This window comes from Actinopolymorpha pittospori, from assembly GCF_014873875.1.
GTDB classification, from domain to species: domain Bacteria; phylum Actinomycetota; class Actinomycetes; order Propionibacteriales; family Actinopolymorphaceae; genus Actinopolymorpha; species Actinopolymorpha pittospori.
This window is the reverse complement of record NZ_JADBEM010000001.1, coordinates 1,583,561-1,606,988: the sequence shown is the minus strand read 5'-3', so window position 1 is coordinate 1,606,988 and position 23,428 is coordinate 1,583,561. Positions and strand designations below refer to the sequence as shown.

The following is a 23,428-nucleotide window of genomic DNA, read 5'->3' as shown; positions in this document are numbered from 1 at the left end:
GCGGCCGCCGGACCGGCGGGGCGTGTCCCGATAGGGGCCTTGCCGTGAACAGGGCACCATCACAGTTCTGACCGCCCACGCCTGGACCGGCGGTGGCCTTCCGTCCCCATGGCGATCAGGAGTCAGACGACCATGCCCAGCATGTCCCAACCCGTGCGGCGCGACCAGGATGAGACCAACCTAGACGACGTCGTCGTCGGCGTGGATACACACAAGAACACGCACACCGCGGCGGTGGTCACGCTTCTGGGTGCGCTGCTGGCCACCGCGACGTTCCCCGCGACCACCGCTGGCTACCGGGAGCTGGTGGCCTGGACGCGTGGTTTCGGGACGCTGCGGCGGGCCGGCATCGAGGGCACCGGCTCCTACGGCGCAGCGCTGGCCCGGTACTTGCGCTGCAAGGGTGTCGAGGTGATCGAGGTAAATCAGCCTGACAAGGCCACCCGCCGCCGGCGGGGCAAGACCGACGTCATCGACGCCGAGTCGGCCGCCCGCGCGCTGCTGTCGGGCCGGGCCACGGCCGCGGCGAAGACCGGGGACGGGCCCGTGGAGATGCTGCGGATGTTCAAGCTGGCCAAAGCATCCGCCCTCAAGGCTCGCACCCAGACGATCAACCAGCTCAAAGCCGTGCTCGTCGCCGCCGACCCGGCTCTGCGGGAGGCGATGTCCGGACTGAGCAACACCGCCCTGGTCCGGCACTGCGCAGCGCTGGAGGCCAGCACGCCCGACGATGTCGTCAGCGCCGCGGCCTACACGCTGCGCATCCTGGCCCGCCGGATCCTCGCGTTGACCACCGAGATCAGCGACCTGGAGCAACGCATCACCGAGGCGGTCAAAACCCGAGCACCCAGGCTGCTGGACCGGCCCGGCATCGGCCCCGACAACGCCGCGACCCTGCTGATCACGGTCGGCGACAACCCCGAACGGCTGCGCAGCGAGGGATCCTTCGCGTCGCTGTGCGGTGTCAGCCCGGTCGAGGCGTCCTCCGGGCAGACCACCCGCCACCGCCTCAACCGTGGCGGCGACCGCAACGCCAACGCCGCGCTCTACCGCATCGCCCTGTCTCGCCTGCGCTGGGATCCGGCCACCCGCGACTACATGCAACGCCGCATCAGCGAAGGCAAGACCCGACGCGAGGTTCTGCGCTGCCTCAAACGCTACATCGCCCGCGAAGTCCACCAGATCATCACCAAGTCCACACCAGACACAACCGCCAGTCCCGCAGCGGCTTGACATCCATAGGGGCATCTACGCCGGCACCAGCCCCATCACCCGCGCCTCGGGCAAGAAGAAGGTCGTCGCCGCCCGCTACGTTCACAACGACAGGCTCATCGACGCCCTGCTCAGCCAGGTCGTCCCCGCCATGACCGCCTCGCCCGGTGCGCGAGCCCTCTACGACGAGCTGCGAGCCCGCGGCACCGACCACTTCGCAGCATGCAGACACGTCGCCAACCGGCTCGTCGGCATCCTGCACGGCTGCCTCAAGACCCGCACCCTCTACAACGAGGAAACCGCCTGGGCTCACCGCTCGTCCAAACCAGAGGAATCTGCGGTTGCGGCTTGACATTCAAACTCCAGGGATGTCTTTCTTTCTGCTTGTGGTGGGTAAGGCGTTCTCGGAAGGGCGCGTGACCGTCCAGTTTCGGCCAATGCTGCTGGCGCTCTCGCGCGTATCGAACGTGCATGCGGTGCCGTTCGTCGCCGATAGGACGTGCGTGCTCGTGCGCTCGAGGGAGTGGGGCGGCTCACTCCAGGTGCGGCACGGCGTATAGGCGACGAAGTTCGGCTTCAGCCGAGGAACGTGCAGGTGGTACGCCCGCGCCCGGGGAAGGTCCGCGGCACGCGTGCGCAACCCCGGCGGGCACCCCCCACCTTCACACCAAGGTTTTTGCGGAAGAACTGCGTCGCGCGGCCCTGCTCGGCGCCACGCCGGCGTTGAGCCATGTGGATGCTTAGGGCCGCTGGTCGTCACCCTGAGCGCCGACGAGCTTCGAGCAGGACGGCCACGGCAAGGCCGAGGCCGAACTGCTGCAGCATCCGGCTCGGGTCCAGCAGTAACGCCGCGAAGACCACGACCATGATCGCGGCGGCCGTAGTCACCAACCGGGCAGTCGTTGCGAGATGGAAGAGCAGGCGGGCACGGCGCTTCCCGAACGGCTCTCGGGTGTGGCCGATTTGCCGGCTTCGGGTATGTCGTGCCCTTGGCGAGCTTCCGCTCCCCTTCGCCACCGGAGCAAGGGAGTGTGGAACCGAGGCCGACGTGCTCCGTGGAGCCCACCATGTCTGTGCTTCATAATGATGCGGAAGCGCATCATTTTGCAGTGACTTGATGCAGGAGCCGCTGCAGTTTATAGCGGTACCGCGCTAGACTGCAGCCATGTCCAGGTCTGAAGTGTGGCCGGAGCTGCTGACAGTCGCCGAGGAGCAGTGGGGCCTGCTGACCACACGGCAGGTGGAGGTAGCTGGCATGGCGTGGTCGACAGTGGCCCGGATGGTCCGCGACGGAGTACTTGTGCGGGTCGCACGCGGGGTGTACCGGGTCCGCGGCGCGGGCGAGCCGGATCATCTGGAGCTGCGAGCGGCGTGGCTGCAGCTGGACCCGGGAACCCCGGTGTGGGAACGCGGCGCGGGCGAGGGCGTGGTTTCGCACCGGTCGGCGGCCGTGCTGTACGGGCTGGGAGACCTGCCGGCCGATGTGCACGAATTCACGCTGCCCCGGCGCAAGCAGTCCCGCCGCCACGACGTGCGGCTGCACCGCGCGGATGTGGGCGACGGCGACTGGACGTGGCGGCAGGGGCTGCCCGCGACCCGACCCGGGCGCATCGCCGCTGATCTGCTCGCTGTCCGGGAAGACCCGGGCGCGGTCGGGCAGGTGATCGCCGACGCGCTGCGGGGGGCGTACGACTACCCAGGCTCGGTCGCAGACACGATCGCCCCCCACGCGGCTGCTCTCGGAGTGCGTCGCGGCGACGGCGTGGGTCTGTTGCGGTGGCTCCTCGAACTATCGGGTGACCCAGAGCGGGAGGTCTGGCTGCGCGAGGCCGCGGACAGCCTCGTCCGGACGGAGGCCACGGGATGACCACCAGCGCAGCCGGCCGCTACACGACCCCCGACGCCGCGCGGCGCGCCGTCACCGACCGTCTGCGGGGGAAGGCCCGACCGGACGGCAGGTGGGCGCTGGCGGATCTTCAGCGACAGTACGCATACGACCAGTTTGTCGAGCGCCTGTATCGTGTCGACGGTGGTTGGGTCATCAAGGGTGCCACCGCGCTCCTGGCCCGCCGGGTAGCGGTCCGCCACACCGTCGACATCGACATCTACCGGGCCGGGGCGATCCGCGACGTGGAGCGCGACCTGCGGCAGGCCGCCACCTTGGACATCGGGGACTGGATGCGGTTCCAGATTGGACGTACCGGCCGGATACGCACCACCGGGGCCGAAGCCGCGCGGCTGCCGGTCACCTCGTTCATCGGCGCCAAGGCGTGGGCCGCCTTTCACGTCGACGTTGTCGCCGACGGGATCCACATGATCGGACAGCCGGACCAGGTCTCTCCGCTGATCGACGTCGAGGTACTCGACCAGGAACGGGTCGCCTGGCGTGCCTACCCCCTGGTCGACCACGTTGCAGACAAGACCTGCGCCATCCTCGAGCGACACGGCGGTCGCCCCTCGACCCGGTTCAAGGACCTGGTCGACCTGGTAGCCATCGTCGCCAACAGCACCCTCGACGCCAGCCTGCAAACCCAAGCACTGCTCAGCGAGGCCAAGCGCCGGCAGTTGATCCTGCCCACCAGGTTCCCTGCCCCCGACCGCGGCCTGTGGCAGCGCGGCTACCAGGCCGAGGCTGCCCGGGCGGTTGGGCTTTCAGCACTCACCCTCGACGACGCACTCGGCGCCGTACGGCCCTTCCTCGACCCTGTGCTCGCCGGTACCGCCGCCGGACCGTGGCTCCCAGGAACCGGGTGGACAACCGCAACATCTTGAACTAGCCGCGCAGCCCACGACCTGCTCCGACGACAGAACGGGATGGCCCTGTGGAGTCCGTCGCTGCGCTCCGCCGGTTAGCCATTCGTACGCGGGTTGAGCTGAACGCTCGTCAGTCGCCCTCCACCTCCTCCGCTAGCGGACGCGGAAGGATGCAGCGGTTCAATCCGCCTACGACCCCGCGTCAGCACCGATCCGGCTAAGTCCGGCGGGTTGCGACTTGCTCGAAACATGGCGCGGCGAATACGCGGCGGAGTTTGGCTCCGCCCGACGAACGTGCAGGTGGTATGAGGGTGTGCATTCGTCTTGAAAACCGCTACCGAGGGACCCCTCTCGGTCATGGGTTCGAATCCCATGCCCTCCGCCACCAGGAGAATTAGCCGCCTGACCTGGGGAAACGTGCCGGCCGATGCGGCTGCCCGGTTCGCACTTTGCCCGGCTGTACCCGGCCATCCACGGGCGTCTGTGCCCTATGTGTGCCCCAGCGTCGCGGTGGGTTTTCCGCCTGGCCCGCGGCCGCGATCTGGTGCTGCGTGGGTGTGGACTGGGGCAGTACGGTCGGTGCCATGACTCAGCCAGGTGCCACCGCTTCGGGCACGGACGACACCGTCGGCGACCAGGACGCCATGACCCCGGCAGCTGCCCGCCGGGTGCTCGCCACCGCGTGCGGGCAGGTGAATCTCGACCCGAGCGGTGAGCTGATTCGTATCGGCTCCAACGCTGTCTTTCGGTTGCGGACGCCGGTGATCGTTCGCATCGCTCAAGGGCGCGACGTCGCCGAGAGCGCGAGCCGGCAGGTCGAGGTCGCACGCTGGCTGCAATCGGCCGACTACCCCGCCACCCGAGCCCTTGAGGTAGACCAGCCCGTCCACACAGGCGGAGGTGTCGCGACCTTCTGGGAGTCCCTCTCAGAAGGTGAGAACTACGCCCCCATCTCCCAGGTGGCGGATCTCATTCGTCGCTTGCACCAACTGGACGCGCCACCATCACTCCACCTTCCGACGTTCAAGGCATTCGACCGGATAATGAGCAGACTCGCCGCGGCTGGCGACGTGCTCACTGCAGGAGAGCGCACGTTTCCTTGAGGCGAAGATCTCCGACATTTCAAGCGCGCTATGACTCGCTGAAGTTCGCCCTTCCTCACGGTGTCATCCACGGTGACGCCAATGTTGGCAACGTCCTTCTCGACAGGCTGAAAAATCCTGTTCTGATCGACCTGGACGGATTTTGTCACGGGCCACGTGAGTGGAATCTTGTCCAGACAGCTCTCTTCTTCGACCGCTTCGGCTGGCATGCGAAGGAGGAGTACTCGGAGTTCCGTCAGACGTATGGGTTCGACATCATGACATGGCCAGGCTATGAAACCCTGGCCGACCTCCATGAGCTTCGTATGGTTGTCTGGCTAAGTCTCAATGCGACGAAGGACTCACGTAGCAATCAGGAGCCTGAGAAAGCGGCTCGCTTCGCTGCAGACTGGCGAGAGCCGCACAACATGGAGTCCCCTCTAATATGCGATCACTCTGCGGGCGTACGCCCATGTGCTCGTGGAATATGCGCCGGGAGTGGCTGATCGGTTGATCAGGAGCTGCTCGTCCGCGCTCTGGAGGTCGTCGGCCTGGTGCTAACCGTCGTCCTGAGTTGCAGGCCGTTGGGGTCGGCTGGCGTCAGTCGGAGCGACGCATTACGAGTGGTTCTGGTGCGCAGGTCGTCGCCTCGGGCTGGTGCCCCTGAGCGTGGCCCAGCCTTGGTAGGCGGGGGAGTGATGGTTGTTGATGGCCGTTCGGGGGCACGTCAGGGGCATCGGACTAGCGGCTGTCCAAGGTCCCTTCTGTGATCCAGCGCCACGTAGTGGTGGCCTCTATCCACGTGGGATCATATGGGCGTGGATGAGTCGCCCGTGACCTTCGAGGGCTGTCGGCCCTGGACTAAGCCGAGTGACGCTTATGAGCCGGAACTTCTCGACGGCAGGATCCTCCACTTCCACGACATGAACCTGCTCAAGATCGAGATTGAGCCAGAGCTACGGCAACTGACCCTATGGTTCGAGTGGGACCCGGACTACCTACCGGACCCGTTCCGCGACGCACCCCTAGCGCGCCTGGACCTGCAACGCGCGCGGGTGGTGGATTGGGATGACGAGCCAGTCGAGCACCTTCCACCTGGCGTGGGGCGAGAGGTCCACGGCCTTGATTTCTACCCTCCGAACCTCCTGCACTTCCAGTCGTACAACGTGACCTTCACCGCAAAGTTCCGCCGAGTGGTCCTCACCGTCCTGCCTGCGGATTCACTCCGACGGCATGACCTCGGATGTTGAAACACCCCCGGCCCCTGATCCGTAGGCACGAGCACCGTGATCACGAGCTGCTCGTCCGCGCTCAAGAGGTCGTCGGCCTAGTGCCCACCGTCGCCCGATGTTGCAGCTCGTTGGGGTCAGACTGGGGTCAGAACGTCTTGGCTGGACTAACCAGCCAACCCTCGTGCCTGCGGCGCTATCCCTGAGCCTCATGATCGGTCTAGGAGCTCGTGCACACGCTGTGCCAGCTCATGCCACGGCACCTCGTACTCCCAGGTGTCGGTAACGATCCTTGCCGTCTCGGAATGCTCGGCGCACATGACCAACAAGTCAGCGCCTGTCGCCAACTCGACGAAGACGTCCATCAGGCCGGGCCCAAGGGACACCGGGCGCACCTCGATTCGAAAGTCGACACCTTCGGACTCCAATCGCCGTGACATCTCCTCCACGAACCCTTCTACCCTGTTGGACCCACCGTTCGTCGGCACCGCATAATGATGCCCGACAGCCGACTCAACTGGGACCGCTTGCGCCGCGCACATCGACCAAGATCCCGCTCGGTGTCGCTGAACACGCGGGCGTCTCGAACCACCAGCTTGGAAGGCTGGCGCGTGCCCCAGGCAGCGCCTACCGTCTCGCGTAGTGGCTACCCCTGACAGACCGCCCATGGCCGGTGCCGACCCATCCTTTCCTTATGGCACGCGAATGGAACGGCGGAGCTAGCCGGAAACGGCTGACCTTCCTATCCGTAGGAACAGCCACCGTGATCACGAGCTGCTCGCCCGCGCGCGGGAGGTCGTCGCCGCCCGGCGTTGCAGCTCGTTCGGGTCAGACTGGGGTCACGTCGGCGGCGCAGGAAAGTCACTCGGCTGCCGGCTGAGTGCGGCACAATCGGCTCCGTGGCGGGCAGAGATCATCGACGAGCGGTCGCATGCACGCTCGCGGCCGGTGTCCTGGTCGGGTTCGCGGGCGTGACGGGCTGCTCCGTACACCCCGACGCACCAGGATGCTCCGACCAAGACAAGCGCCTCGCGCCAAGGCTGAACGACGTCCCCGAACTTCAACTGCACCCGCACGGCACAACACTCCACGATCAGTACGCCGGCTGCGACCAGGACGACGGCTTCGCGCATGCTGGCCGCACCTACCGTCGAATCGAGGACATCGACGCCGCGACTGCGTACTACCGGGCCGCCGCGACCACCGCGGGCTGGAAGCTCGAGCGTGCCGACGACGCTCCGGTGCCGCCTGAGGGGCTGGTCATCTCAGGCGCCCGCCTGTGCTTCACCCGCACCCACGAAGGAACAACCAGCTACCTGGCCGTGTGGTTCCCAAGCGACTTCGGCGACAAAAGCGCCGACGTCGGCGTCGAACTGACCGCCAGCCACGACGGCGAGGCGGGGTGCTGACGCAGCAGACGGGCTAGCAGCGTGGGACCGGTTGCAGCTCGTTGGGGTCACGCTGGGGTCAGGGCCGGGCGACGCATCTCGAGTTGGCACCGCTGGCGCGTTAGGCGTTCGACGAGTTCTTCGTACTGGGCCGGCGTGAGTAGCATCCAGAGCCCCGTTCCGGTGTCGCTGGCGCTGTAGACCAGCTCATCCGCTTCGGTGTAACCCTCCGCGTTGATGGTGAAAGGCGACAGGGCCACCAGGAGCTCGAACTGGTCGTCATCACTGACATCCACCTCGATGCCGACGTAGCCCACCGACTGGCTCGGATCGTCTTGGCAGCTATCTCGAACTCTGGCGAGGTCGATCAGACGCTGGACGGGCTTCTGGGTGTCCTCGGGCCAGGGGTCGTCGGAGATGGCATCCACCCAGGCCCGACGAAGCGTGCTACGCAGAACATGCAGTGCCTCGCGGTGAGCGGCGATCACAGTGGGCCTGTCCGCGGTGTCGTCAAGGACGAACGCCTGCCGGCCGACGGGTCTGGACACCTGGCCCTCCTCTACTCGGGGGTCGTGAGCCGAGTGCGGGCATCTTCCCATTCGCTGTAGTCCTCGGCATCGCCCAAAGCCCAGGGTCGCGGCGTCTGCGATGGTCTCGGAGGCAGGAAGGAGCGTCGGGGTTTGGCCGGTGGCCTGACTCGGGTCGCGGAGGCCGGGGGCCGTAAGCTTCCGCGACTCGCGCGGGTCCTGGTCGCTGCTCCGGCTGATCGTCGACCAGGTGCTCATCGCCCACCGAACATGGCCGGGCCCTGCGCGCCCATCACGACCGGGATCGGAGCAAGTTCGCGGCGCACACCCTCGGCGGCCTCGTCAGACCAGGGCCAGATGAAGACATGCACGCCAAAGCCCTGGTCGATACGACCCCGACCCCAGGCGTTGACGCTCAGTTCCTGCCACCTGGGACGCAACCGACGGCCCACCTCCCCCAACCAGGCGTCAATCTGGCAATCGGTATAGCGACACTTCCGAACCTCGATCCGATCCGGATGTGGGACCCGGCTACACAGCGCACGAAGATAAGCGTCGACGTGGGCCGTCACCAGGAGGACGACGTGCACGCATGGCTCCTTCGCCCAGTCAACGCCACCGAACTCGTCGGGATGCTCACTGCCGTAGTCCTCCGCAGCGCTCCGCGTGGGCTTGAGCCGCTGCTGTTCGAGCATGATTGGCGGGATGGCGTACATATCTGAGGAACGTACGCCCAGGCGGGCCCGCCAGCACGCATCGAGATCGCAGCACCAGCTCGGAAGGCTGGCGTGGCCCGCTGGTCATTGCTCACGTCTCGCTTGGCGGCTACTCCTGACAGACCGCTCGTGGCCGGCATGTGCCGCGCGTAATTGCACGCGGGTTGCACGACGTGCTGACAAGCTGCTCATCCGCGTTCCGGAGGTCGTCGGCCTGGTGCTCATGTTCGCTCGGCGTGGCAGTTCGCTGGGTCACACACTGGGTCAGTGTCAGGGTTCTTGAGGGCGGGCGACGGGTCTTCTGGGGCACCTCAGGGGCACATATGGCTGGAGGACCTTTCGTTTGGATAACCTCGCGTGGTCAACACAGCGGGTCCTGGGTGCATACACGAAGTGGATGTGGAGTCTAAGTGGGCTTCTTCGGTACCTACGCCTATGACGGCAGCCGATGGGTGGCAGGTCAGTCGCAACCCGTAGCTGAGCCATGGTTGCAGCTGGACATACATGACAGCGACATCACGACGGTTCGCTATCGTCCGATAGGACGTGGGACCGGTGTGGCCTATCTCGGGATCACCCCACGTACTCACTTCGGAGACGAAAACGCCTCCGCACCGACGGACGTGGCCCGCGAAGCGGCAGGACTTGCGAACTGGTGGGCACAGCTCCGCGGCGGTGTCAACGAGGTCGAGCGGTCTGACAAGGAAGCTGAGCTAGGCGGCTTCCTTGCCCACGATGAGGACCCTGCAGAGATCGACCTGGACGAGGATGAAGACGTCGATCAACTGGACGATGCGGAGATCTTCGTTGAGGTTAAGACCGCTCGCTTCCTCGAGACACTTGGCCTGCCACTCCCGGAAGACCTTGCCGATCTCTCTCGACGATGACCAGCGTGCTGAAGTCCCCTCGCTGCGTGGTCGTCGGTGGTGCCGTTGGTGCGTTGGTAGCGGCGCCATGGCTCCCGTGGTGACGTAAGTTGCTGGAGCGTAGCGGTAGGCAGTCACCGGGCCAGGCTTAAGGAGCGGCAGGGTTTGCTCCAAGGCTCCTCCCAGGACTCGCCTGGCTGCCAGGGACGATTCATGGGCAGTCCCGCCGCGAGGAAGGCTCGATGGTCGTCGGCGAACTCGAAGCCGTACTGAGCCTCGATGCGGGCGAACTCTGCGTCGGTCAGGCCCGGGGCGAGCTCGTAGCAACCCAGCTGAGCCAGCCGGCGCGCGGCCTCTGCCCCCAGACGTGCACCATCAGCGATCACGGTGGAACTGTAGTTGCTTGGGCAAGGTCACGCCGTCGCTGTCAGCGCCCTCCAGTTTCCGCAGGTGAGGCCCCATGTCGGGTGAACCGGCCAGTGGGAGTCACGCTCGGGAGCTACGCATTACGAGGCAGCACGGAGCCTGTTCGCGGATGGTTGGCAGGCCATGCTCAGGCGTGCATGGCGATGCTCGGATGGGTCCTGAACAGGCCTGAACGAGCGGGAACTGAGACCACTGCGGGGTCAGTAGAGCCAGGTGACCTTGTTGAGGTCGGTGGTGAAGTCGACGGTCTCCCACTCGTCCATCTCTGGTACGTCGACCATCGCGTGGACGACGACGAGGACGGGACCGACTTGGCGTTCGACGCGGGTCCCGGATGCTGCTTCGGGGCTCTCGGGGTCGCTGCCGACGGGCACGTTGCATGGCTTGCGCGGGTCGTCGAGTAGCTGCACACACAGTTGGGCCTGCGGTGGGTCGTGCTCGAAGAGGTCGGGATGGCTCGGCTCGAGGTTGACCGCCCAGGCAGCTGCGACCTCTTGGTCTGGGCCGACCGGGACCATGCGGTCGTCGTCGGGGAGGAAGTAGTAGTAGTCCGGGACCGAGTAGCCAGCTGGCAGCTCGACGGGCAGGGCCATGGGCACGCCCACGGCCTGGTGGAGCTTGGCGCGGACGTACTCGCGATCGGTCGGGCCTGGTCGTCCGACCCCGAGGATGAAGTAGGCGATCAGTCCGAGTGCGATAGCGACGATGAGGAAGACGCCGATCGTTCCGGCTCTTGGGCGTACGTTGATCACCTGCACGGTCGCATGATGGCAGGTTCCGCCCGACCGCTGGGAAGGTTTGGGACCACCGAAGCGGCGGTCTCCTGTCAGCAAGATCTCATACCGGACCTCCCCGCTGGGGTGGGACCATGTGCCTGGGTTCCCGGAGATGCGCAAGGCGGAGACGTTGATGGCGATGAGTGCAAAGACGGTCGGAGTCGTTGCGTTGACGGTCGTCGCAGTCGCGGTGAGCGTGTACGCGTCCGCGATCTGGGCCACCTTCGTTTACAAGCAACTACAGGGCGGGACGGGCTTCGCCGCGGCCACCGCCATCGATCTCTGCATCGCCGCCGCGCCCTGGGTCATTGCCGTAGCCATTCTGGTAGCCCGAGGAACTTCGAGAAGTCGGCGTGTGGCCGCCGCAGCCTCGGTTGCGTTGGTGTCGTCGGTTGTTACCTTCCTGATGGCTGCAGCAGTCACGGTCATCTAGTACTACAGAGACACTTGTTCGAGCGACCTGCGACGACGCCGCGTGCGGCCGTTCGGCGGCGAACCCCTGACCTGTGGATTCCTCATGATCAACAACTAACTGTTCCTGTAGTACTAGCTCCAACTGCTCGCGAAGGGTCGGAGGGTTTGGCCGGTGGCCTGGGTTGGTGACGAGTGAGTCGTGGGACGCCGCAGGGAAAACGTTGACCAGGCGGACGTGCTTGGGTGGGTCGAGCAGACCGCCAAGTACTTACGGGATCAGGACCGGATGCCGCTGATCGCCGGCAGGATCTTCGGTTGGTTGATGATCTGTGATCCGACGGAGCAGACCGCCGCCCAGATCGCGGCGCGATCGGCGCCAGCCGTGCGTCGTTGACGAACAACCTGCGGCTGTTGGACCAGATCGGATTTCTCACTCAGCGCACCAATCCGGGTAACCGTTCGTTCTACTACCGGGCTGACGAGGAGGCGTTCGGTCGGATGATTCGCCAGCAGGTGGAATCGATGGGGCAGCTGCGCGAGATCCTGGCCGGCGGCGCGGACCTCGCCGGTCCCGCTGAGCACGGCCGGCGACTGCGCGAGGCGACAGAGGTGTTCGGCTGGCTGGAGCGCGTGTTCGCCGACGCCCCACCGATGCGCAGGAACGGGACAAGGATCAGGTCCCAGAAAGGGCAATCGCGATGACGCGAACCTTCAAGGCGCAGTCGGCCGACGTAACGATGATGTTCCCCGCGCTCGGGGCGCACTATCCGCCCGCGCAGCGGATTACCGACGACCCCTACGCGATCGCCATGTTGTCACCCGGTGTGCGGCTGGCCGTTCAAGCCATGCGCTAGCGATGGCTGCGCGGCCTGATCGGACGGTCCGTTGCCAAACAGCTACCCGGCCTGTGGGGCGGCATGGTGGGCCGGAAGAGGTACGCCGATGACATGGTGACCGACGCACTGGAGGCGGGCATCGGTCAGTTCGTCATCCTAGGCGCGGGATTCGACACCCGTTCCTTCCGGCTGATCGCACCGGCGGGAGCCAAGGCGTTCGAGGTCGACCTCCCGGACAACATCGCGCGCAAGCAGCGGCTCCTGGAGAAGCGCTTCGGCCAGGTGCCGCGGCACGTCACTCTGATGGCCACTGACTTCGAGACCGATGATCTCACCGAACGGCTTGCCGCGAGCGGGTTCGAGCCGGACGCTTCCTCGATGTATGTAGTGGAGGCGATCACGCAGTACCTCACCCAGGACGCCGCACAGCGGCTGTTCTCCTTCCTGGCCACGGCTCCAGCCGCAAGTCGTCTGATCTTCACTTACATCGACCAGAACTTCCTCGACGGGCGGGACCTCGATGGTTGGGAGTCGGTGCATCGAAAGTGGTCGCGGAGGACGAGGTGTGGACCTTCGGCCTCCACCCTGCGGCTGTCGGCGAGTTCCTGCGCCGGTACGACTGGGCCGAACGCGAACAGGTCGGCGCGAGGGACTACCGCAAGGGGTACTTCGAAACTGCCGGACGGGACCTGACCGCGATGACCATCGAACGCTTCGTCTTGGCGGACAAGGACCTAGCCGAGGGTCTCTCGCAGGGCGGGCCCCAGGATCCGTGCACCTTGCTGCGCCAACCTACCCGGGATAGATTAGTTATCGACACAGGGTCGTTAATTAATAGCGGAGGTGCGCATGTCCGAGGTTCTGGTGGTGGGTGCCGGGCCGACCGGTCTGGCGCTGGCCTGTGGCTTGCGGCTGCAGGGTGTCCCGGTGCGGGTTGTCGACCGCGCTCCGGGACCGGCTTCGACGTCGCGGGCCAACTTCCTACATGCGCGTGGATCCGAGGTGCTCGATCGGCTGGGAGCCCTCGGCCGCCTCCCGGAGGAGTCGCTGCGGGCGCTGCAGGTCACGACCTACCTCGGCGACCGGCCGATCATGCGCCTGGTGTTCGGCGATCCAGGTCTCCAGACCGCAGCGCCACCGATGGTGGTGTCCCAGGCCAAGGTCGAGTCCGCGCTGCGCGACCGCCTTGCCGAGCTCGGCGGTGCGGTCACGTGGCACTTGCCGCTGGTCGGCCTCGAGCAGGACGAACACGGCGTGACCGCGACGCTGGGTGGCATGAGCGGCGAAGCGCCGCAGGTGGAGCGTTTCGGTTGGGTGGTCGGTTGCGACGGGACCGGTAGTTCTACGCGCAAGGTGGCCGGCATCGGCTTTCCCGGTGTCAAGCTCACCGAGCGGTTCCTCCTCGCTGACCTGCACCTGGACTGGGACCTCGACCGTTCGGGTACGTCGGGCTGGATCCACCCGGGGGGTCTGCTCGGAGCGATGCCGATGCCCGACCCCGAAGGCGCGGCCGGCCGGGACGGTGGAGACGACCTCTGGCGGCTGATCGCCTACGACCCAGGGCACGGCGGCGACAAGTCCAGTGAGCAAGAGATCCTCGATCGGCTCCGAATGATCCTGCCCGAACGCAGTGGCAGGCAGGTCACGATCGGCGATGCCGAGTGGCTGTCCTTGTTCACCATTCATCGCCGGCTGGCGGACCGCTACCGCGAGGGCCGGGTCTTCCTGGCCGGTGACGCCGCGCACGCACACGCGCCGTTTGGTGGGCAGGGCATGCTGACCGGCGTGGGTGATGCGGAGAACCTCGCTTGGAAGCTTGCGCTGGTCATACATGGCAAGGCCACCGGCGACTTGCTGGATACGTACGAAGCCGAGCGCCGGCCATTGGCAACGGAGGTGCTGCGCGGGACGAGCGGGGTCACCAAGATGAACGTCGCGGGCAATCCGTTTGGGCGGTTCCTGCGCGATCGAGTGGTGGTGAAGTTATTCAACCTGCCAAGTGTTCAGCGGTGGGCTACCTATACGACGTCACAGCTGTGGGTGAGCTACCGCAAGGGCCCGCTGGGTGGACGCGGAAGCAAGCCGCGGCCGGGGGATCGGGTGCCCGATGTCGCGGTCGTACGAGCAGACGGCTCCGCCTCGCGGCTGCATGCCGAGCTCGGTGGACGATGGGCGTTGCTGGTGCCGCGCGCCGGATCGGACGACGTCGAAGCGGCCGTGCACCGCCGGCTTGAAGATCAGGTCAGTCTGCTTCGGCACAACGATGAGAAGGCGATGCTGGTACGACCGGACGCACACATGGCCTGGCGCGGCAACGACTGCGACGGACTGGACCGCTGGCTGGACGGCGCGCTTGGCCTTGGCCAGGCGACGACTCGGCCCGTCCGATGAGCCGTGGCCGCGGGCGCCCGCGCAACCCGGGCACCGACCGTGTGATTCTCAAGGCCGCGCTCGAGCTGTTCATCGAGCGTGGCTTCGAAGGCACCAGCATCGAGCAGATCGCCAAGCAGGCAGGCGTCGGCAAGCTCACGGTCTACCGGCGCTGGGCCGGCAAGGAAGAGCTCCTGCCGCATGCGATCGAGGAACTGGTCGCCCAGGCCGTACCGTGGCCGTCGGATGAGGAGATCGCGGCGGCTTCGCCAAGCGACCTGGTCGAGGCCGCGCTGGATGCCGCGGCTGCGACTGCGAGCGACTCCAGGTTTCGCGCGCTGATCGCCAGAGTCCTCGGGTCCAGCGTGAGCAATCCGGCCCTGATGGCGGCATACTGGAAGCACTACCTCCTGCCGCGCCGCGAGCTCACCAAGCGGCTGCTGGGACGAGCTCAAGAACAAGGCACCGTGCCGGCCGACGCCGACCTGGACGTCCTGATCGACATGATGGCCGGCGCAGTGATGTACCGCGTACTCCAGCCCGATCCACCCGATCGCACTCAGATGGTGAGGTTTCTTCGCCATGTCTACCGCCAGGTGGGGCTCCTGGCCACGTAGCTGGACTCGTCAGGTTGTGCGGTTCTGGTCAGGCGGCGGAGCAGAGCGTAGGCAAGCAGGGTGTTGTAGGCGAGTCCGCCGAGGACGTACGGCCAGTAGGCCGCGGCCTCGGCGGCCAGCCAGTAGGACTTGGCCGGCCAGTAGGTCGGCAGCAGACCGAACAGCACATGCACCGGCGAGTCGAGCGACCACGCGTGTCAATGGCCAAGTGCGTGTCCCCGCTGGTGGCCCAGATTGGGATCGTCGAACACCGCTGAACCGTAGCCGTAGCCTGGTCCCTGCTTGGCATAGCCATGCACCTCGATGATCGTGTTGTCAACGTCGACCAGCACACGGGCCTGGGGATCGCCGAGCCCGGCAACCAGCCGGGGTGTGTGGTGGGCCAGACCCCTCAGGAACCGGGAAGCGACCGCGTCGAGTTGGCGGACATGACCGAAGGCGAACGACCGCAGGAACAACCCAACGTGGACGGCGGGCAACCACGCCGTGGTCGGCGCGTGCATCAAGGCCGGGGCGCGGTTCTCGGTGGTGCTGGCCAAGGACCCGGCGGTCACCGATGCGATCGTCTCCATCCCCGAGCACGCTTGGATGCCGGCGGGGGGCGCGCTCGGTCGCTCAGAGGTGTGCTCGGGACAGCCTTGGAGATACTGGCGCGGAGCGTCTATTCCGCGCCCCGGGCGGTCTGGCTGCCGAGTTCGAAGGAGTCGATGTGATCACCTCTGAAGAGATTCGCCGTTACGCGAGGGCGTTCCCCGAGGTGGAGGAAGGCGTCCACCACGTGTTGAAACTGCCGGTATTCAAGGTCAGGGGCAAGGTTTTCGCCGGCATGGACAGGGGCGGGCGGACCGCGGTGTTCTCCATCAGCCAGGTGGACGCGGCGGCAGCGGTCGCCGCGGAACCGGCCGTCTACGAGGAGGTCTGGCGCAACGCCGCGACGCGAAGCTTCGTCGGGCTGCGTGTCGATCTCGCGGAGGTCTCCAGCAAACACATCCGGGGCCTCATCGAGGGCGCTTGGCGGAACAAGGCGCCCAAGCGACTGGTCGCCTCCTACGACGCCGGGTAAGGGTCGGGACGCGACTTTTATCGCGCCGACCGCTGTTGACAGCCCGGACCGGACCGGTCCAATGCGCCGCACTCGGCCGGCTGCTGGCCCGCCGCCCGGCCGTCGCGACACCTGCTCGGTCAGATGGTGCGGCCTACGTGGACTACGAACATGGTGTGACCTTCGACCTCCTACACGATGCGGTGGCGGCCGATCCGCATGCGAAATGCGGGTCTGATCTTGCTGGCGTAGGGCTAGGGGTTGGCGGTGAGCTGGTCGAGCGCCTTGAGGACTTCGCCTACGCCGGTCGGATCGTCGGCGAGGTATCCGGGGAGCTCTTCAGCGCGTTCTCGCGCCAGTCCAGCGTGTAGGTCACTCTGTCACCCGAGCCGACGCTTGGCCTCCTCGTGCGGAACGGTCCTGAGTGTGCCGTTCGCCTTCTCGGTTTCATATTGGGCGATCGCGAGTCGGTCCTCGAGGTCCTCCAGCTCGGCGGCGCTGATGATCGCGGCCGCTGCCTGGCCATGGTCGGTGATGATGACCCGTTGCCGGGTGTGCGCGGCGCGTCGCACGAGGCTGCCGAATCGGCTTCTCGCATCGGTGATGGTGACGACCTCGGCGGGGGCGGCTGGTGCCTGCTGGGGAAGACCTTGGCTCATGACACAAGCGTGCACTATCTGACACTCAAGGCGCGGCGTACAGATGGTCGACGAGGCTGCCGGTGGCGGACGTGTCGGCGGTGGCGGTGGAGGTGTTCATGCGGACGTCCGCCCCTTCAGGGACACGTTCTGACAGATCGGCATCTTCGCTAGCCACTTGGCCGCAGTGGTAGCGGTTCGGCTGAGGTCGCCAGGCGGCGCCAGGGTCTGTCCGGTGGCGCCCGGCGGACTGCGGCTCGCTCGAAGCATGGCACGGCGTATACGCCGCAAAGTCCGGCTCGGATCGGCGAACGTGCAGGTGGTATGCGGGTAGGCATTCTTCTTGAAAACCGCTTGGCAAGGACCCCCTTGCCACATGGGTTCGAATCCCATGCCCTCCGCTCTGGCAAGTACGGCCTCTGATCTGCGCAAACGGTGCGGAGGTCAAGGGCGGCAGTTTCGCGGCGTGTCGTTGACCTTATTGCGGTTGTCGAAGACCCGCAAACGGGCCTCAGGTGAAAGCCGGGCGTCGATGGTCGCGAGGCTCCGCCGAGGCTGGTGGTTGGTGCTGGCTCGTGTAGGTGCTGCGCCGTTGGTTGGTCTTCGGCAGTGCAGCTCGGGGGGTGGCGACTCCGGCTGAGTGGGCGAGGTACGTCCGCGACCGATCGCTGGTCTTGCTTGGTCGCGCGAGTTTGTGCGGCGGTTCTGCGGATTTCTGCGGCATCCGCCTTCTGGCGGTGTGCACTGGTGCTGACCTGCGATGACGCGAGAGCGGCTGGTTGTCTGCGGATTGTGCGGATTGTGCGGCGCGCGGGGGGACCCGCCGTCGGTCGGGGTCGTCGAGTCGGTGGCACCAGCTCGCGCCGCGGGGACCTCGGTCATGGAATGGACTTGGTTGCCGCGGTCGCCTCAGGCCGGAAGTCCTGGTACTTACTGCGGCACCAGGCGCCTGGTGGACGGTCTGTGGCGGAACGTCCAGCCGGAGAATCCACCAAGGTGCTGCTGTCCTCGTCTCCCGCGTGTGCGTCCAGTTCGGGCCCGGCGTCATCGTGGGTACACCCACTGGACCGCCTGGCGCTGGACTCCGAGCAGGTGGACGCACTGGGGCCAGCTGAAGCCGATACTTGTGTAGTTGGCCGAGCTGGCGGCGGAAGAAGGACCCCAACAAGCTGCAACAAAGGGCGACGATGAGCGCCACGCCGACGACCCCCAGAGTGCTGCCGAGCACCTCGTGATCACGATGCCCGCTCCTCCGGATAGAGAGGTCAGTTGCTTCCGATTAACCACACGGCTGGCGGGGCGACAGTGCGCACGACAACGAGTTCGGCAGGGAACGGCGTTGATGGTGCCGGCCGTGCCGGCCGTGGCGGCTAGCGTCGGCCAGGTCGCCCACCGTTGTCCGACCTCCGTCGCGACGCCGGAATGATACGACCATTCGCTGGGCCACTGTCGCTTTCGGCCTGGCGCTCCCCTCCCGCGCCACCGTCCCGGTCAGGTCGAAGTCCTTGGCGTCTACCGGCCCTTCTTGGTCCCCGTGCTGACCGCCTCGGGCGACTACCGATTGGTCGGTCCATCGACCAACTGTCGGCCGGTTCAGAGCTTCTCGGCGGGCGCGTTCCGGTTGGTGAATTCGCGTCCCGCAGTGGCGAGGACTTGCATCGAACCCCACACCGTGGCGGGCGTCGCATCTGGATTAGCGGCGACGTCGAAGTGTTCGCCGTTGTCCGGTGCGAACCCGTCCAGTGGATCGTCCTCTGCGGCGGGGAAGTCGCGAGTAGGAGCAGATATGACACGCCCGACGAGACGCCAGTAGAGCCATCCCGCAGAGGATTCGTCCTGCGCAATCGCGTCGACCCACGAGCGCAGAGCCTCGGCTTGGTCGTCGTGAAGTGCGCTGTAGGAGAATTCTTGGAGGAGAACAGGTTTCCCGGCCTTCCGTGCTGTCTCGCTGTGCCGGTGGATCAGATCTACCACCTGCCCTGGCGTGAGGCCGTGATAATCGGGATAGGTGTGCCAGGTGCCGAAGTCTACAGTCGGAATTGCAAGCTCTCGCGCAGGGTCGACGAAGCTTGAGCGGTCATAAAACCCTTCGCCGCCAACGCATACCAAGTGGTTCACATCGATCGACTTCACGTACGCCGACATCTCGGCAATCCAATTTTCCGCGAGCGGTTGGCCGTCGGCGGTCGTCTTCGTATTGTCAACCTCGGGCTCGTTCATCAAGTCCCACGCGAAGATGGCAGGCTCGTCTTTGTACTTACGACCGGTCAGCGTATTGCGCCTGTTGAGGACATGCCCAACCCAGTTCTGGTAGAACGTTCGCGTTCGCTCGTCCGTGAAGAAGAACGTGTATCGCCGTGGGTCGTTGGAGACGTTGTAGTCAGGCAGAAACCATCGGCAGACTTGCTGGACACCGCCAGCCCATTGCCAGAAGTCGAGTAGCGCGATGTCGAGCTTCAGCCCAAGCTGGCCGGCTTTCCAGATCACGTAGTCCCAGCGCCCGAGTCCAGTTATAGTGCTGTCATTGAACGCCCACGTATGGCGTGAGGAGTCCCATGACAAGAGGTAGGTCCCGTGCATGCCTAGGTTGGACGAGTCTGCGGTGCTCCTCCAGTTCCACGTGTTCGGAACAGACTCATCAACGGATCCGATGACCGAATGCAAGATGCTCCGAACGACACTGGCGCCGGCTCGCTTCGCGGTTTCGAGAACATCGTCTACCTCGGCACGTGACCCCCAGCCGAGGTAGTGGTTGTTGAAGCCAGCGACGCCAAAGGACTTTCCGCGGTAGGTGAATCCGGTCCCGCTGGTCCTGACGAACCAGTGATTGCGTTCTGTGTGTGCCGGCGGCATGCCGCCCAGCAGAGCAACAGCGGGAACAAGGGAGGACGCCCTTATCAGGGCTCGTCGGCTCAACCAGCTGGTAGAGGGTTCACAGTGCGCTTCGGCCACAGTCGCATACGCTCTCGGCCCTCGCGAAGTGCGTCAAGGAGCAGCGACCGGCTCGACCGGACTCGGCCGACCAATCACACGGTGGTTGACGCTGCAAGCTGCTCCACGGCGGGCCGCTCAGCACATTGTGCGGCGGGGAGCTGGCGATCAGCCGCTGGGCAGTGGGGCGAGCTGTTGGCCGCGGGTGAGGACGGCGATGGTCTGCCACGGGGAACCGAGCCGGCCGAGCGCCGCACGGTGCCGCCGCGCCGGTTCCGGGGCACCATCACCGTGAGCCCGACGCCGTGAACAAACTTCGAGCAGCACATCGCACCCACCCACCCACCCACCCACCCACCCACCCACCCGGGCGGGCCACGCTGGTGCTCCACAAGGGCGCCGACCACGCGGAAACCCAGGTCTCCTCCCCGCAAGATCCGAGCGCAGCCGGCCCGGTCACCCGCGCGGCAACCCGTCATCTGCGCGGAGTCCCGTCAGGAGGCGGCCGGCCCTGCCTGCTCGCCGACCGTCCCGCCCGCCGCCGCGCGCAGCCGGAAGTAGCCCATGGTGAGGACGAGCGCGACGAAGGGCGCGACCAGGGTCCCGGAGACGATGCCACTGACGAAGCCACGGATCTCGGCGGGCAGGACCAGGAGCAGCACGTTGAGGACGATCTGGGCCACGAGCGTCAGGAGGAACACGCAGGCGAGCGTGCCGAACACCTGCAGGCCATGGCCCCGGACAAGAGCGCGGCTCCGCCCGAAGGAGTCGAACACCGACGCACCCTCGAGCACGATCACCGGAACGATGAGGCACCACAGCGTCAACACGACGAGCCCCGGAATGATCAGGAGTAACAGACCGACGCCGATCACGAGGCCGGAGACGATGGAGGCGATCGCGACCTGCCCGAGGTAGGGCCGGGCCGCGCCCACGGTCTCCCCCAAGGACAGGTCGGCCCGCCCGTCGCGGACGTCCTCGACCGCCTTGACGAGTGCGGCCTGCAGCACGAAGGCCGCGATGAGACTGACGACAAGGGCGAGGAAGCCGCCGACGACCGCCCCGAGCAGTGCGGCCAGGACCGCCTCGACGACCGCGGCGACGACGTAGACGACCAACGCGAGGGTGAGGAGATGCCGGGCGTGCGCCCGGTACATCGCCCAAGCCTCACGGAGTACTCCAGCAAGTGGTGAGTTCATGGCCGAAGGGTAAGCGCCGCTCCGGAGCCGCGTCACCGGTCGGTTCCGGCCGTCAGAGGGCCGAGAACTAGCCTTTGGGGACATGGCAGTCAGATGATGGAGGTGGCGCGTGCTGGCAGGCGGGTTGGCAATCGAGGACCTGGAGGCTCTGCGCGTCCCACTGACTGGCTACTGCTACCGGCTCCTCGGCTCCTCGTCTGACACGGATGACGCGGTTCAGGAGACCCTGATTCGAGCGTCGTCCAAGCGGGACCAGTACGACCCGAGCAGAGCACGGTTGAGCACGTGGGTCCATCGGATCGCTACCAATGTCTGCATCGATATGCTCCGGGCGGCGAAGCGGCGGGCACTGGTCATGGACGTGGGGTCGACAGGCGATACCGCGGACCTCGGTGCGCCGCTCCCTCCAGACATGTGGGTGGAACCGATGCCCGACTCACGTCTGCTGGACAGCCGGGACCCCGGTGGAGTGGTTCTGCAGCGGGAGTCGGTTCGTCTGGCGTTCATCGCGGCACTTCAGTACCTCACTCCGCATCAGCGGGCTGTCCTGGTGCTCCGTGATGTCCTCGTGTTCACCGCCCAAGAGACTGCCGAGATTCTCCACACCACGGTTCCCGCGGTGAACAGCGCGTTGCAGCGTGCACGGGCCTCGCTGGACGCAAACCGGCCAGACCCTTTCGACATCTACAGCCCTGAGGACGCCGGGCAGCGTGACTTGCTGCGTCGGTACGTGACTGCCTTTGAGTCCCACGACATCGCCGAGTTGACCGCAGTCCTGCGTGAGGACGCCGTGGCTTCGATGCCACCGTTCCAGTGGCGGCTGGAAGGCGCACAGAAGATCGCAGCGGTCACCGGGGCCAGCGACTCCTGTGCGGGCGCGCGACTGGTTCCATGCCCCATCAACGGCGCCCCAGGGTTCGGGCAATACCGGCCCAGCGACGGCGTCCTCCGCCCGTTCGCACTCGTCTCGGTTGACATACGAGACGGACAGATCACCCAACTCGTGACGTTCCTCGGCACGCAGCATCGGTTCGCCGAGTTCGGCCTCCCAGAGTCCCTCCGTGCGGAGCATGTCAGGGGTGACCGATGAGTTCTCCCGCCCCGTGTCGTACAAGTCGATGAACACACCGACGATGCGGAAGGACAGCCCGATGGGAACACCCTCGGCCCACCTGACAAGCGAGACCCGGACGGAGCGGGAGCGGCTCGCCAGCCTCTTTGGCGACCTCACGCCAAAGCAGTGGGGCATGCCGTCCCTGTGCGATGGCTGGCAGGTCCGTGAGGTGGTCGCCCACATGACGATGCCGTTCCGGACCAAGCCGTTCGGGGTGATGGCAGGTGTGGCTCGGGCCAGGTTCTCGTTCAACAGGTACGCCGACCGGGACGCCCGGTCAGCAGCACAGGCGATGAGCGAGGCCGAGCTCGTCGACCTTCTCCGGCGCAACATCGACCACCCCTGGCAGCCACCCGGTGGCGGAGAGGCCGGTGCCCTCAGCCACGACGTCATCCACGGCCTCGACGTCACTGAACCACTCGGCCTCCCCTCGGCACCGGCTGATCGCGTCGCGCTGGTTCTAGCGTCAACCAGGCCCCGGCAGATGAACTACTTCGGGGTCGACCTTGACGGGAGAAAACTGGCCGCCATCGACACGGACGTGTCCGTCGGCGAGGGATCGACCGTCGTGACGATGACAGCCAGGGAGATTCTCCTCGTGGTCACCGGACGACGACCGCTCAACGAGGTCCCTGGAGCGAGCCGGTGACGACCCCTGCCCAACTCCGCAAAGCCGCGCTCGCGGCCCGACGGGTGTCCGGGACGGGTAGCGCCCGTCAGGCGATCATGGGGTGTCGCCCGGGATGCTTCTATGTCGTGTCAAGCCGTTGACTCGATCTCTTCGGGTGCGCGGTGGGTTGCTGCCAGGGCACGGAAGATCTGGCGGCTGACATAGCGCTTCAGACAGCGGCGGATTTCCTTGGTCGTCTTGCCCTCGGCCAGGCGCCGCTTGATGTAGGTGCGGGTGTGGGGGTCGGTGCGCATCCGGGTGAGCACGATGGTGTTGAGCGCCCGGTTGAGGCGTCGGTCGCCACCGCGGTTGAGCCGGTGCCGGACTGTGTTGCCCGAGGATGCCGGGATCGGGCAGGTGCCGGCGATCTGGGCGAACGCGGCCTCGCATTCCCGAAGTCGCGCACGTTCACCGACGGTCAATGCCGGCTCGTCATCGGAGTTCGCGGCGATAGGCGTTAACCCAGTTACCGAGGGTCGCGTCGTGGATACCGAGTTCCTTTGCGACCTGGGCGATCGGACGAGACGTCTCGATCACCATCTTCACGGCCTCTTCTTTGAACTCGGCAGAGTAGTTCCTGCGGTGTGGTGGCAACTTTCTTCCCTTTCCGGATTGCCCAAT

At 66.2% G+C, this 23,428-nt stretch carries 32 protein-coding genes, 1 tRNA gene and 1 pseudogene; 21 read left to right on the top strand and 13 right to left on the bottom strand.

From position 1 onward, the window contains the following. Positions 1–141 precede the first annotated feature (141 nt). Together HEB94_RS07620 and HEB94_RS49080 are read left to right on the top strand one after the other, a co-directional pair. Complete coding sequence (locus tag HEB94_RS07620; RefSeq protein WP_192748806.1) at positions 142–1,233, top strand: IS110 family RNA-guided transposase; 1,092 nt, start codon at positions 142–144, stop codon at positions 1,231–1,233. Positions 1,234–1,363: 130 nt separating this feature from the next. Next, positions 1,364–1,564, top strand: coding sequence for a hypothetical protein (locus HEB94_RS49080; protein WP_202896200.1), 201 nt, complete (start codon positions 1,364–1,366; stop codon positions 1,562–1,564). A gap of 404 nt (positions 1,565–1,968) precedes the next feature. Here HEB94_RS49080 and HEB94_RS07610 read toward each other — a convergent pair whose 3' ends face one another. Further along, entirely contained in the window at positions 1,969–2,100 is a 132-nt protein-coding gene (locus HEB94_RS07610; protein ID WP_337917503.1) for a hypothetical protein, read from the bottom strand. Between the two features lie 277 nt (positions 2,101–2,377). Here HEB94_RS07610 and HEB94_RS07605 point away from each other — a divergent pair, with 277 nt between their 5' ends. From HEB94_RS07605 to HEB94_RS07585, 6 genes are all read left to right on the top strand, one after another. Beyond that, complete coding sequence (locus HEB94_RS07605; RefSeq protein ID WP_192749251.1) at positions 2,378–3,079, top strand: type IV toxin-antitoxin system AbiEi family antitoxin domain-containing protein; 702 nt, start codon at positions 2,378–2,380, stop codon at positions 3,077–3,079. Next, positions 3,076–3,984 carry a nucleotidyl transferase AbiEii/AbiGii toxin family protein gene (locus tag HEB94_RS07600; RefSeq protein WP_192749250.1) on the top strand — a complete coding sequence of 303 codons (909 nt, stop codon included), beginning with the start codon at positions 3,076–3,078 and terminating at the stop codon, positions 3,982–3,984. Before HEB94_RS07605 ends, HEB94_RS07600 begins: the two co-directional genes overlap by 4 nt. A gap of 249 nt (positions 3,985–4,233) precedes the next feature. Continuing rightward, positions 4,234–4,354: transfer RNA gene (locus HEB94_RS07595), tRNA-Ser, on the top strand. Positions 4,355–4,550: 196 nt separating this feature from the next. Continuing rightward, positions 4,551–5,069 carry a phosphotransferase gene (locus HEB94_RS52320; protein WP_202896199.1) on the top strand — a complete coding sequence of 173 codons (519 nt, stop codon included), beginning with the start codon at positions 4,551–4,553 and terminating at the stop codon, positions 5,067–5,069. Further along, positions 5,066–5,554 (top strand): phosphotransferase family protein, encoded by a 489-nt coding sequence (locus tag HEB94_RS54415; RefSeq protein WP_202896198.1) that lies wholly within the window; start codon positions 5,066–5,068, stop codon positions 5,552–5,554. Before HEB94_RS52320 ends, HEB94_RS54415 begins: the two co-directional genes overlap by 4 nt. 312 nt (positions 5,555–5,866) lie before the next feature. After that, positions 5,867–6,298: a hypothetical protein gene (locus tag HEB94_RS07585; RefSeq protein WP_192749249.1), complete on the top strand. Its 432-nt coding sequence runs from the start codon at positions 5,867–5,869 to the stop codon at positions 6,296–6,298. 188 nt (positions 6,299–6,486) lie between these two features. On the opposite strand, the gene HEB94_RS07580 is transcribed toward HEB94_RS07585, so the two are convergent. Next, positions 6,487–6,765, bottom strand: coding sequence for a hypothetical protein (locus HEB94_RS07580; RefSeq protein ID WP_192749248.1), 279 nt, complete (start codon positions 6,763–6,765; stop codon positions 6,487–6,489). Positions 6,766–7,176: 411 nt separating this feature from the next. Here HEB94_RS07580 and HEB94_RS07575 point away from each other — a divergent pair, with 411 nt between their 5' ends. Further along, on the top strand, positions 7,177–7,686 hold the full coding sequence (locus HEB94_RS07575; protein WP_192749247.1) for a hypothetical protein: 510 nt from the start codon (positions 7,177–7,179) through the stop codon (positions 7,684–7,686). A 47-nt stretch (positions 7,687–7,733) separates the two neighbouring features. Here the strand turns inward: HEB94_RS07575 and HEB94_RS07570 are convergent, their stop codons facing one another. Further along, positions 7,734–8,213 carry a hypothetical protein gene (locus tag HEB94_RS07570; RefSeq protein ID WP_192749246.1) on the bottom strand — a complete coding sequence of 160 codons (480 nt, stop codon included), beginning with the start codon at positions 8,211–8,213 and terminating at the stop codon, positions 7,734–7,736. 233 nt (positions 8,214–8,446) lie between these two features. After that, positions 8,447–8,908, bottom strand: coding sequence for a hypothetical protein (locus HEB94_RS07565; protein ID WP_192749245.1), 462 nt, complete (start codon positions 8,906–8,908; stop codon positions 8,447–8,449). A 488-nt stretch (positions 8,909–9,396) separates the two neighbouring features. Here HEB94_RS07565 and HEB94_RS07560 point away from each other — a divergent pair, with 488 nt between their 5' ends. Then, positions 9,397–9,795 (top strand): hypothetical protein, encoded by a 399-nt coding sequence (locus HEB94_RS07560; RefSeq protein ID WP_192749244.1) that lies wholly within the window; start codon positions 9,397–9,399, stop codon positions 9,793–9,795. A gap of 113 nt (positions 9,796–9,908) precedes the next feature. Here the strand turns inward: HEB94_RS07560 and HEB94_RS07555 are convergent, their stop codons facing one another. Then, complete coding sequence (locus tag HEB94_RS07555; protein ID WP_202896197.1) at positions 9,909–10,160, bottom strand: SMI1/KNR4 family protein; 252 nt, start codon at positions 10,158–10,160, stop codon at positions 9,909–9,911. 240 nt (positions 10,161–10,400) lie between these two features. Next, on the bottom strand, positions 10,401–10,958 hold the full coding sequence (locus HEB94_RS07550; RefSeq protein WP_192749243.1) for a hypothetical protein: 558 nt from the start codon (positions 10,956–10,958) through the stop codon (positions 10,401–10,403). A gap of 130 nt (positions 10,959–11,088) precedes the next feature. Between HEB94_RS07550 and HEB94_RS07545 the strand changes: the two genes are divergently transcribed. From HEB94_RS07545 to HEB94_RS07520, 7 genes are all read left to right on the top strand, one after another. Continuing rightward, positions 11,089–11,409 (top strand): hypothetical protein, encoded by a 321-nt coding sequence (locus tag HEB94_RS07545; protein WP_192749242.1) that lies wholly within the window; start codon positions 11,089–11,091, stop codon positions 11,407–11,409. Between the two features lie 180 nt (positions 11,410–11,589). Next, a complete protein-coding gene (locus tag HEB94_RS49065; RefSeq protein ID WP_202896196.1) occupies positions 11,590–11,784 on the top strand; it encodes a hypothetical protein in 195 nt (64 codons plus the stop codon). Positions 11,785–11,801: 17 nt separating this feature from the next. After that, complete coding sequence (locus tag HEB94_RS49060; protein ID WP_202896195.1) at positions 11,802–12,092, top strand: hypothetical protein; 291 nt, start codon at positions 11,802–11,804, stop codon at positions 12,090–12,092. Continuing rightward, the gene (locus tag HEB94_RS07535) at positions 12,089–12,244 is read left to right on the top strand and encodes a hypothetical protein (protein WP_192749241.1); all 156 of its coding nucleotides are present in this window, start codon (positions 12,089–12,091) and stop codon (positions 12,242–12,244) included. Before HEB94_RS49060 ends, HEB94_RS07535 begins: the two co-directional genes overlap by 4 nt. 6 nt (positions 12,245–12,250) lie before the next feature. After that, positions 12,251–12,919 (top strand): class I SAM-dependent methyltransferase, encoded by a 669-nt coding sequence (locus HEB94_RS07530; protein WP_337918510.1) that lies wholly within the window; start codon positions 12,251–12,253, stop codon positions 12,917–12,919. Positions 12,920–13,075: 156 nt separating this feature from the next. Then, the gene (locus tag HEB94_RS07525) at positions 13,076–14,617 is read left to right on the top strand and encodes an FAD-dependent monooxygenase (protein WP_192749239.1); all 1,542 of its coding nucleotides are present in this window, start codon (positions 13,076–13,078) and stop codon (positions 14,615–14,617) included. Further along, positions 14,614–15,213, top strand: coding sequence for a TetR/AcrR family transcriptional regulator (locus HEB94_RS07520; RefSeq protein WP_192749238.1), 600 nt, complete (start codon positions 14,614–14,616; stop codon positions 15,211–15,213). The genes HEB94_RS07525 and HEB94_RS07520 overlap by 4 nt, the downstream gene beginning before the upstream one ends. Here the strand turns inward: HEB94_RS07520 and HEB94_RS07515 are convergent. Together HEB94_RS07515 and HEB94_RS07510 are read right to left on the bottom strand one after the other, a co-directional pair. Beyond that, positions 15,183–15,386, bottom strand: a complete 204-nt coding sequence (locus HEB94_RS07515) for a hypothetical protein (protein WP_192757188.1) — start codon at positions 15,384–15,386, stop codon at positions 15,183–15,185. The two genes, HEB94_RS07520 and HEB94_RS07515, sit on opposite strands and share 31 nt — an antisense overlap. Positions 15,387–15,473: 87 nt before the next feature. After that, positions 15,474–15,713 (bottom strand): annotated as a pseudogene (locus HEB94_RS07510) (IS1380 family transposase); the annotation flags it as partial. Between the two features lie 209 nt (positions 15,714–15,922). Here HEB94_RS07510 and HEB94_RS07505 point away from each other — a divergent pair. Continuing rightward, entirely contained in the window at positions 15,923–16,276 is a 354-nt protein-coding gene (locus tag HEB94_RS07505) for an MmcQ/YjbR family DNA-binding protein (RefSeq protein WP_192749237.1), read from the top strand. 137 nt (positions 16,277–16,413) lie between these two features. Beyond that, a complete protein-coding gene (locus HEB94_RS07500; protein WP_192749236.1) occupies positions 16,414–16,626 on the top strand; it encodes a hypothetical protein in 213 nt (70 codons plus the stop codon). A 9-nt stretch (positions 16,627–16,635) separates the two neighbouring features. Here HEB94_RS07500 and HEB94_RS07495 read toward each other — a convergent pair whose 3' ends face one another. From HEB94_RS07495 to HEB94_RS07485, 3 genes are all read right to left on the bottom strand, one after another. Continuing rightward, a complete protein-coding gene (locus HEB94_RS07495; protein ID WP_192749235.1) occupies positions 16,636–16,914 on the bottom strand; it encodes a type II toxin-antitoxin system prevent-host-death family antitoxin in 279 nt (92 codons plus the stop codon). Between the two features lie 1,572 nt (positions 16,915–18,486). After that, entirely contained in the window at positions 18,487–19,746 is a 1,260-nt protein-coding gene (locus tag HEB94_RS07490) for a cellulase family glycosylhydrolase (RefSeq protein ID WP_192749234.1), read from the bottom strand. Positions 19,747–20,318: 572 nt separating this feature from the next. Further along, the gene (locus HEB94_RS07485) at positions 20,319–21,023 is read right to left on the bottom strand and encodes a hypothetical protein (protein ID WP_192749233.1); all 705 of its coding nucleotides are present in this window, start codon (positions 21,021–21,023) and stop codon (positions 20,319–20,321) included. A gap of 109 nt (positions 21,024–21,132) precedes the next feature. Here HEB94_RS07485 and HEB94_RS07480 point away from each other — a divergent pair, with 109 nt between their 5' ends. Both HEB94_RS07480 and HEB94_RS07475 read left to right on the top strand, forming a co-directional pair. Then, the gene (locus tag HEB94_RS07480; protein ID WP_202896194.1) at positions 21,133–22,113 is read left to right on the top strand and encodes an RNA polymerase subunit sigma-70; all 981 of its coding nucleotides are present in this window, start codon (positions 21,133–21,135) and stop codon (positions 22,111–22,113) included. Continuing rightward, positions 22,103–22,786, top strand: a complete 684-nt coding sequence (locus HEB94_RS07475) for a maleylpyruvate isomerase family mycothiol-dependent enzyme (protein ID WP_202896193.1) — start codon at positions 22,103–22,105, stop codon at positions 22,784–22,786. Before HEB94_RS07480 ends, HEB94_RS07475 begins: the two co-directional genes overlap by 11 nt. 110 nt (positions 22,787–22,896) lie before the next feature. On the opposite strand, the gene HEB94_RS07470 is transcribed toward HEB94_RS07475, so the two are convergent. Together HEB94_RS07470 and HEB94_RS07465 are read right to left on the bottom strand one after the other, a co-directional pair. Beyond that, positions 22,897–23,229 (bottom strand): transposase, encoded by a 333-nt coding sequence (locus tag HEB94_RS07470; protein ID WP_202896192.1) that lies wholly within the window; start codon positions 23,227–23,229, stop codon positions 22,897–22,899. Between the two features lie 10 nt (positions 23,230–23,239). Further along, positions 23,240–23,401, bottom strand: a complete 162-nt coding sequence (locus HEB94_RS07465) for a transposase (protein ID WP_273375052.1) — start codon at positions 23,399–23,401, stop codon at positions 23,240–23,242. Positions 23,402–23,428 lie beyond the last annotated feature (27 nt).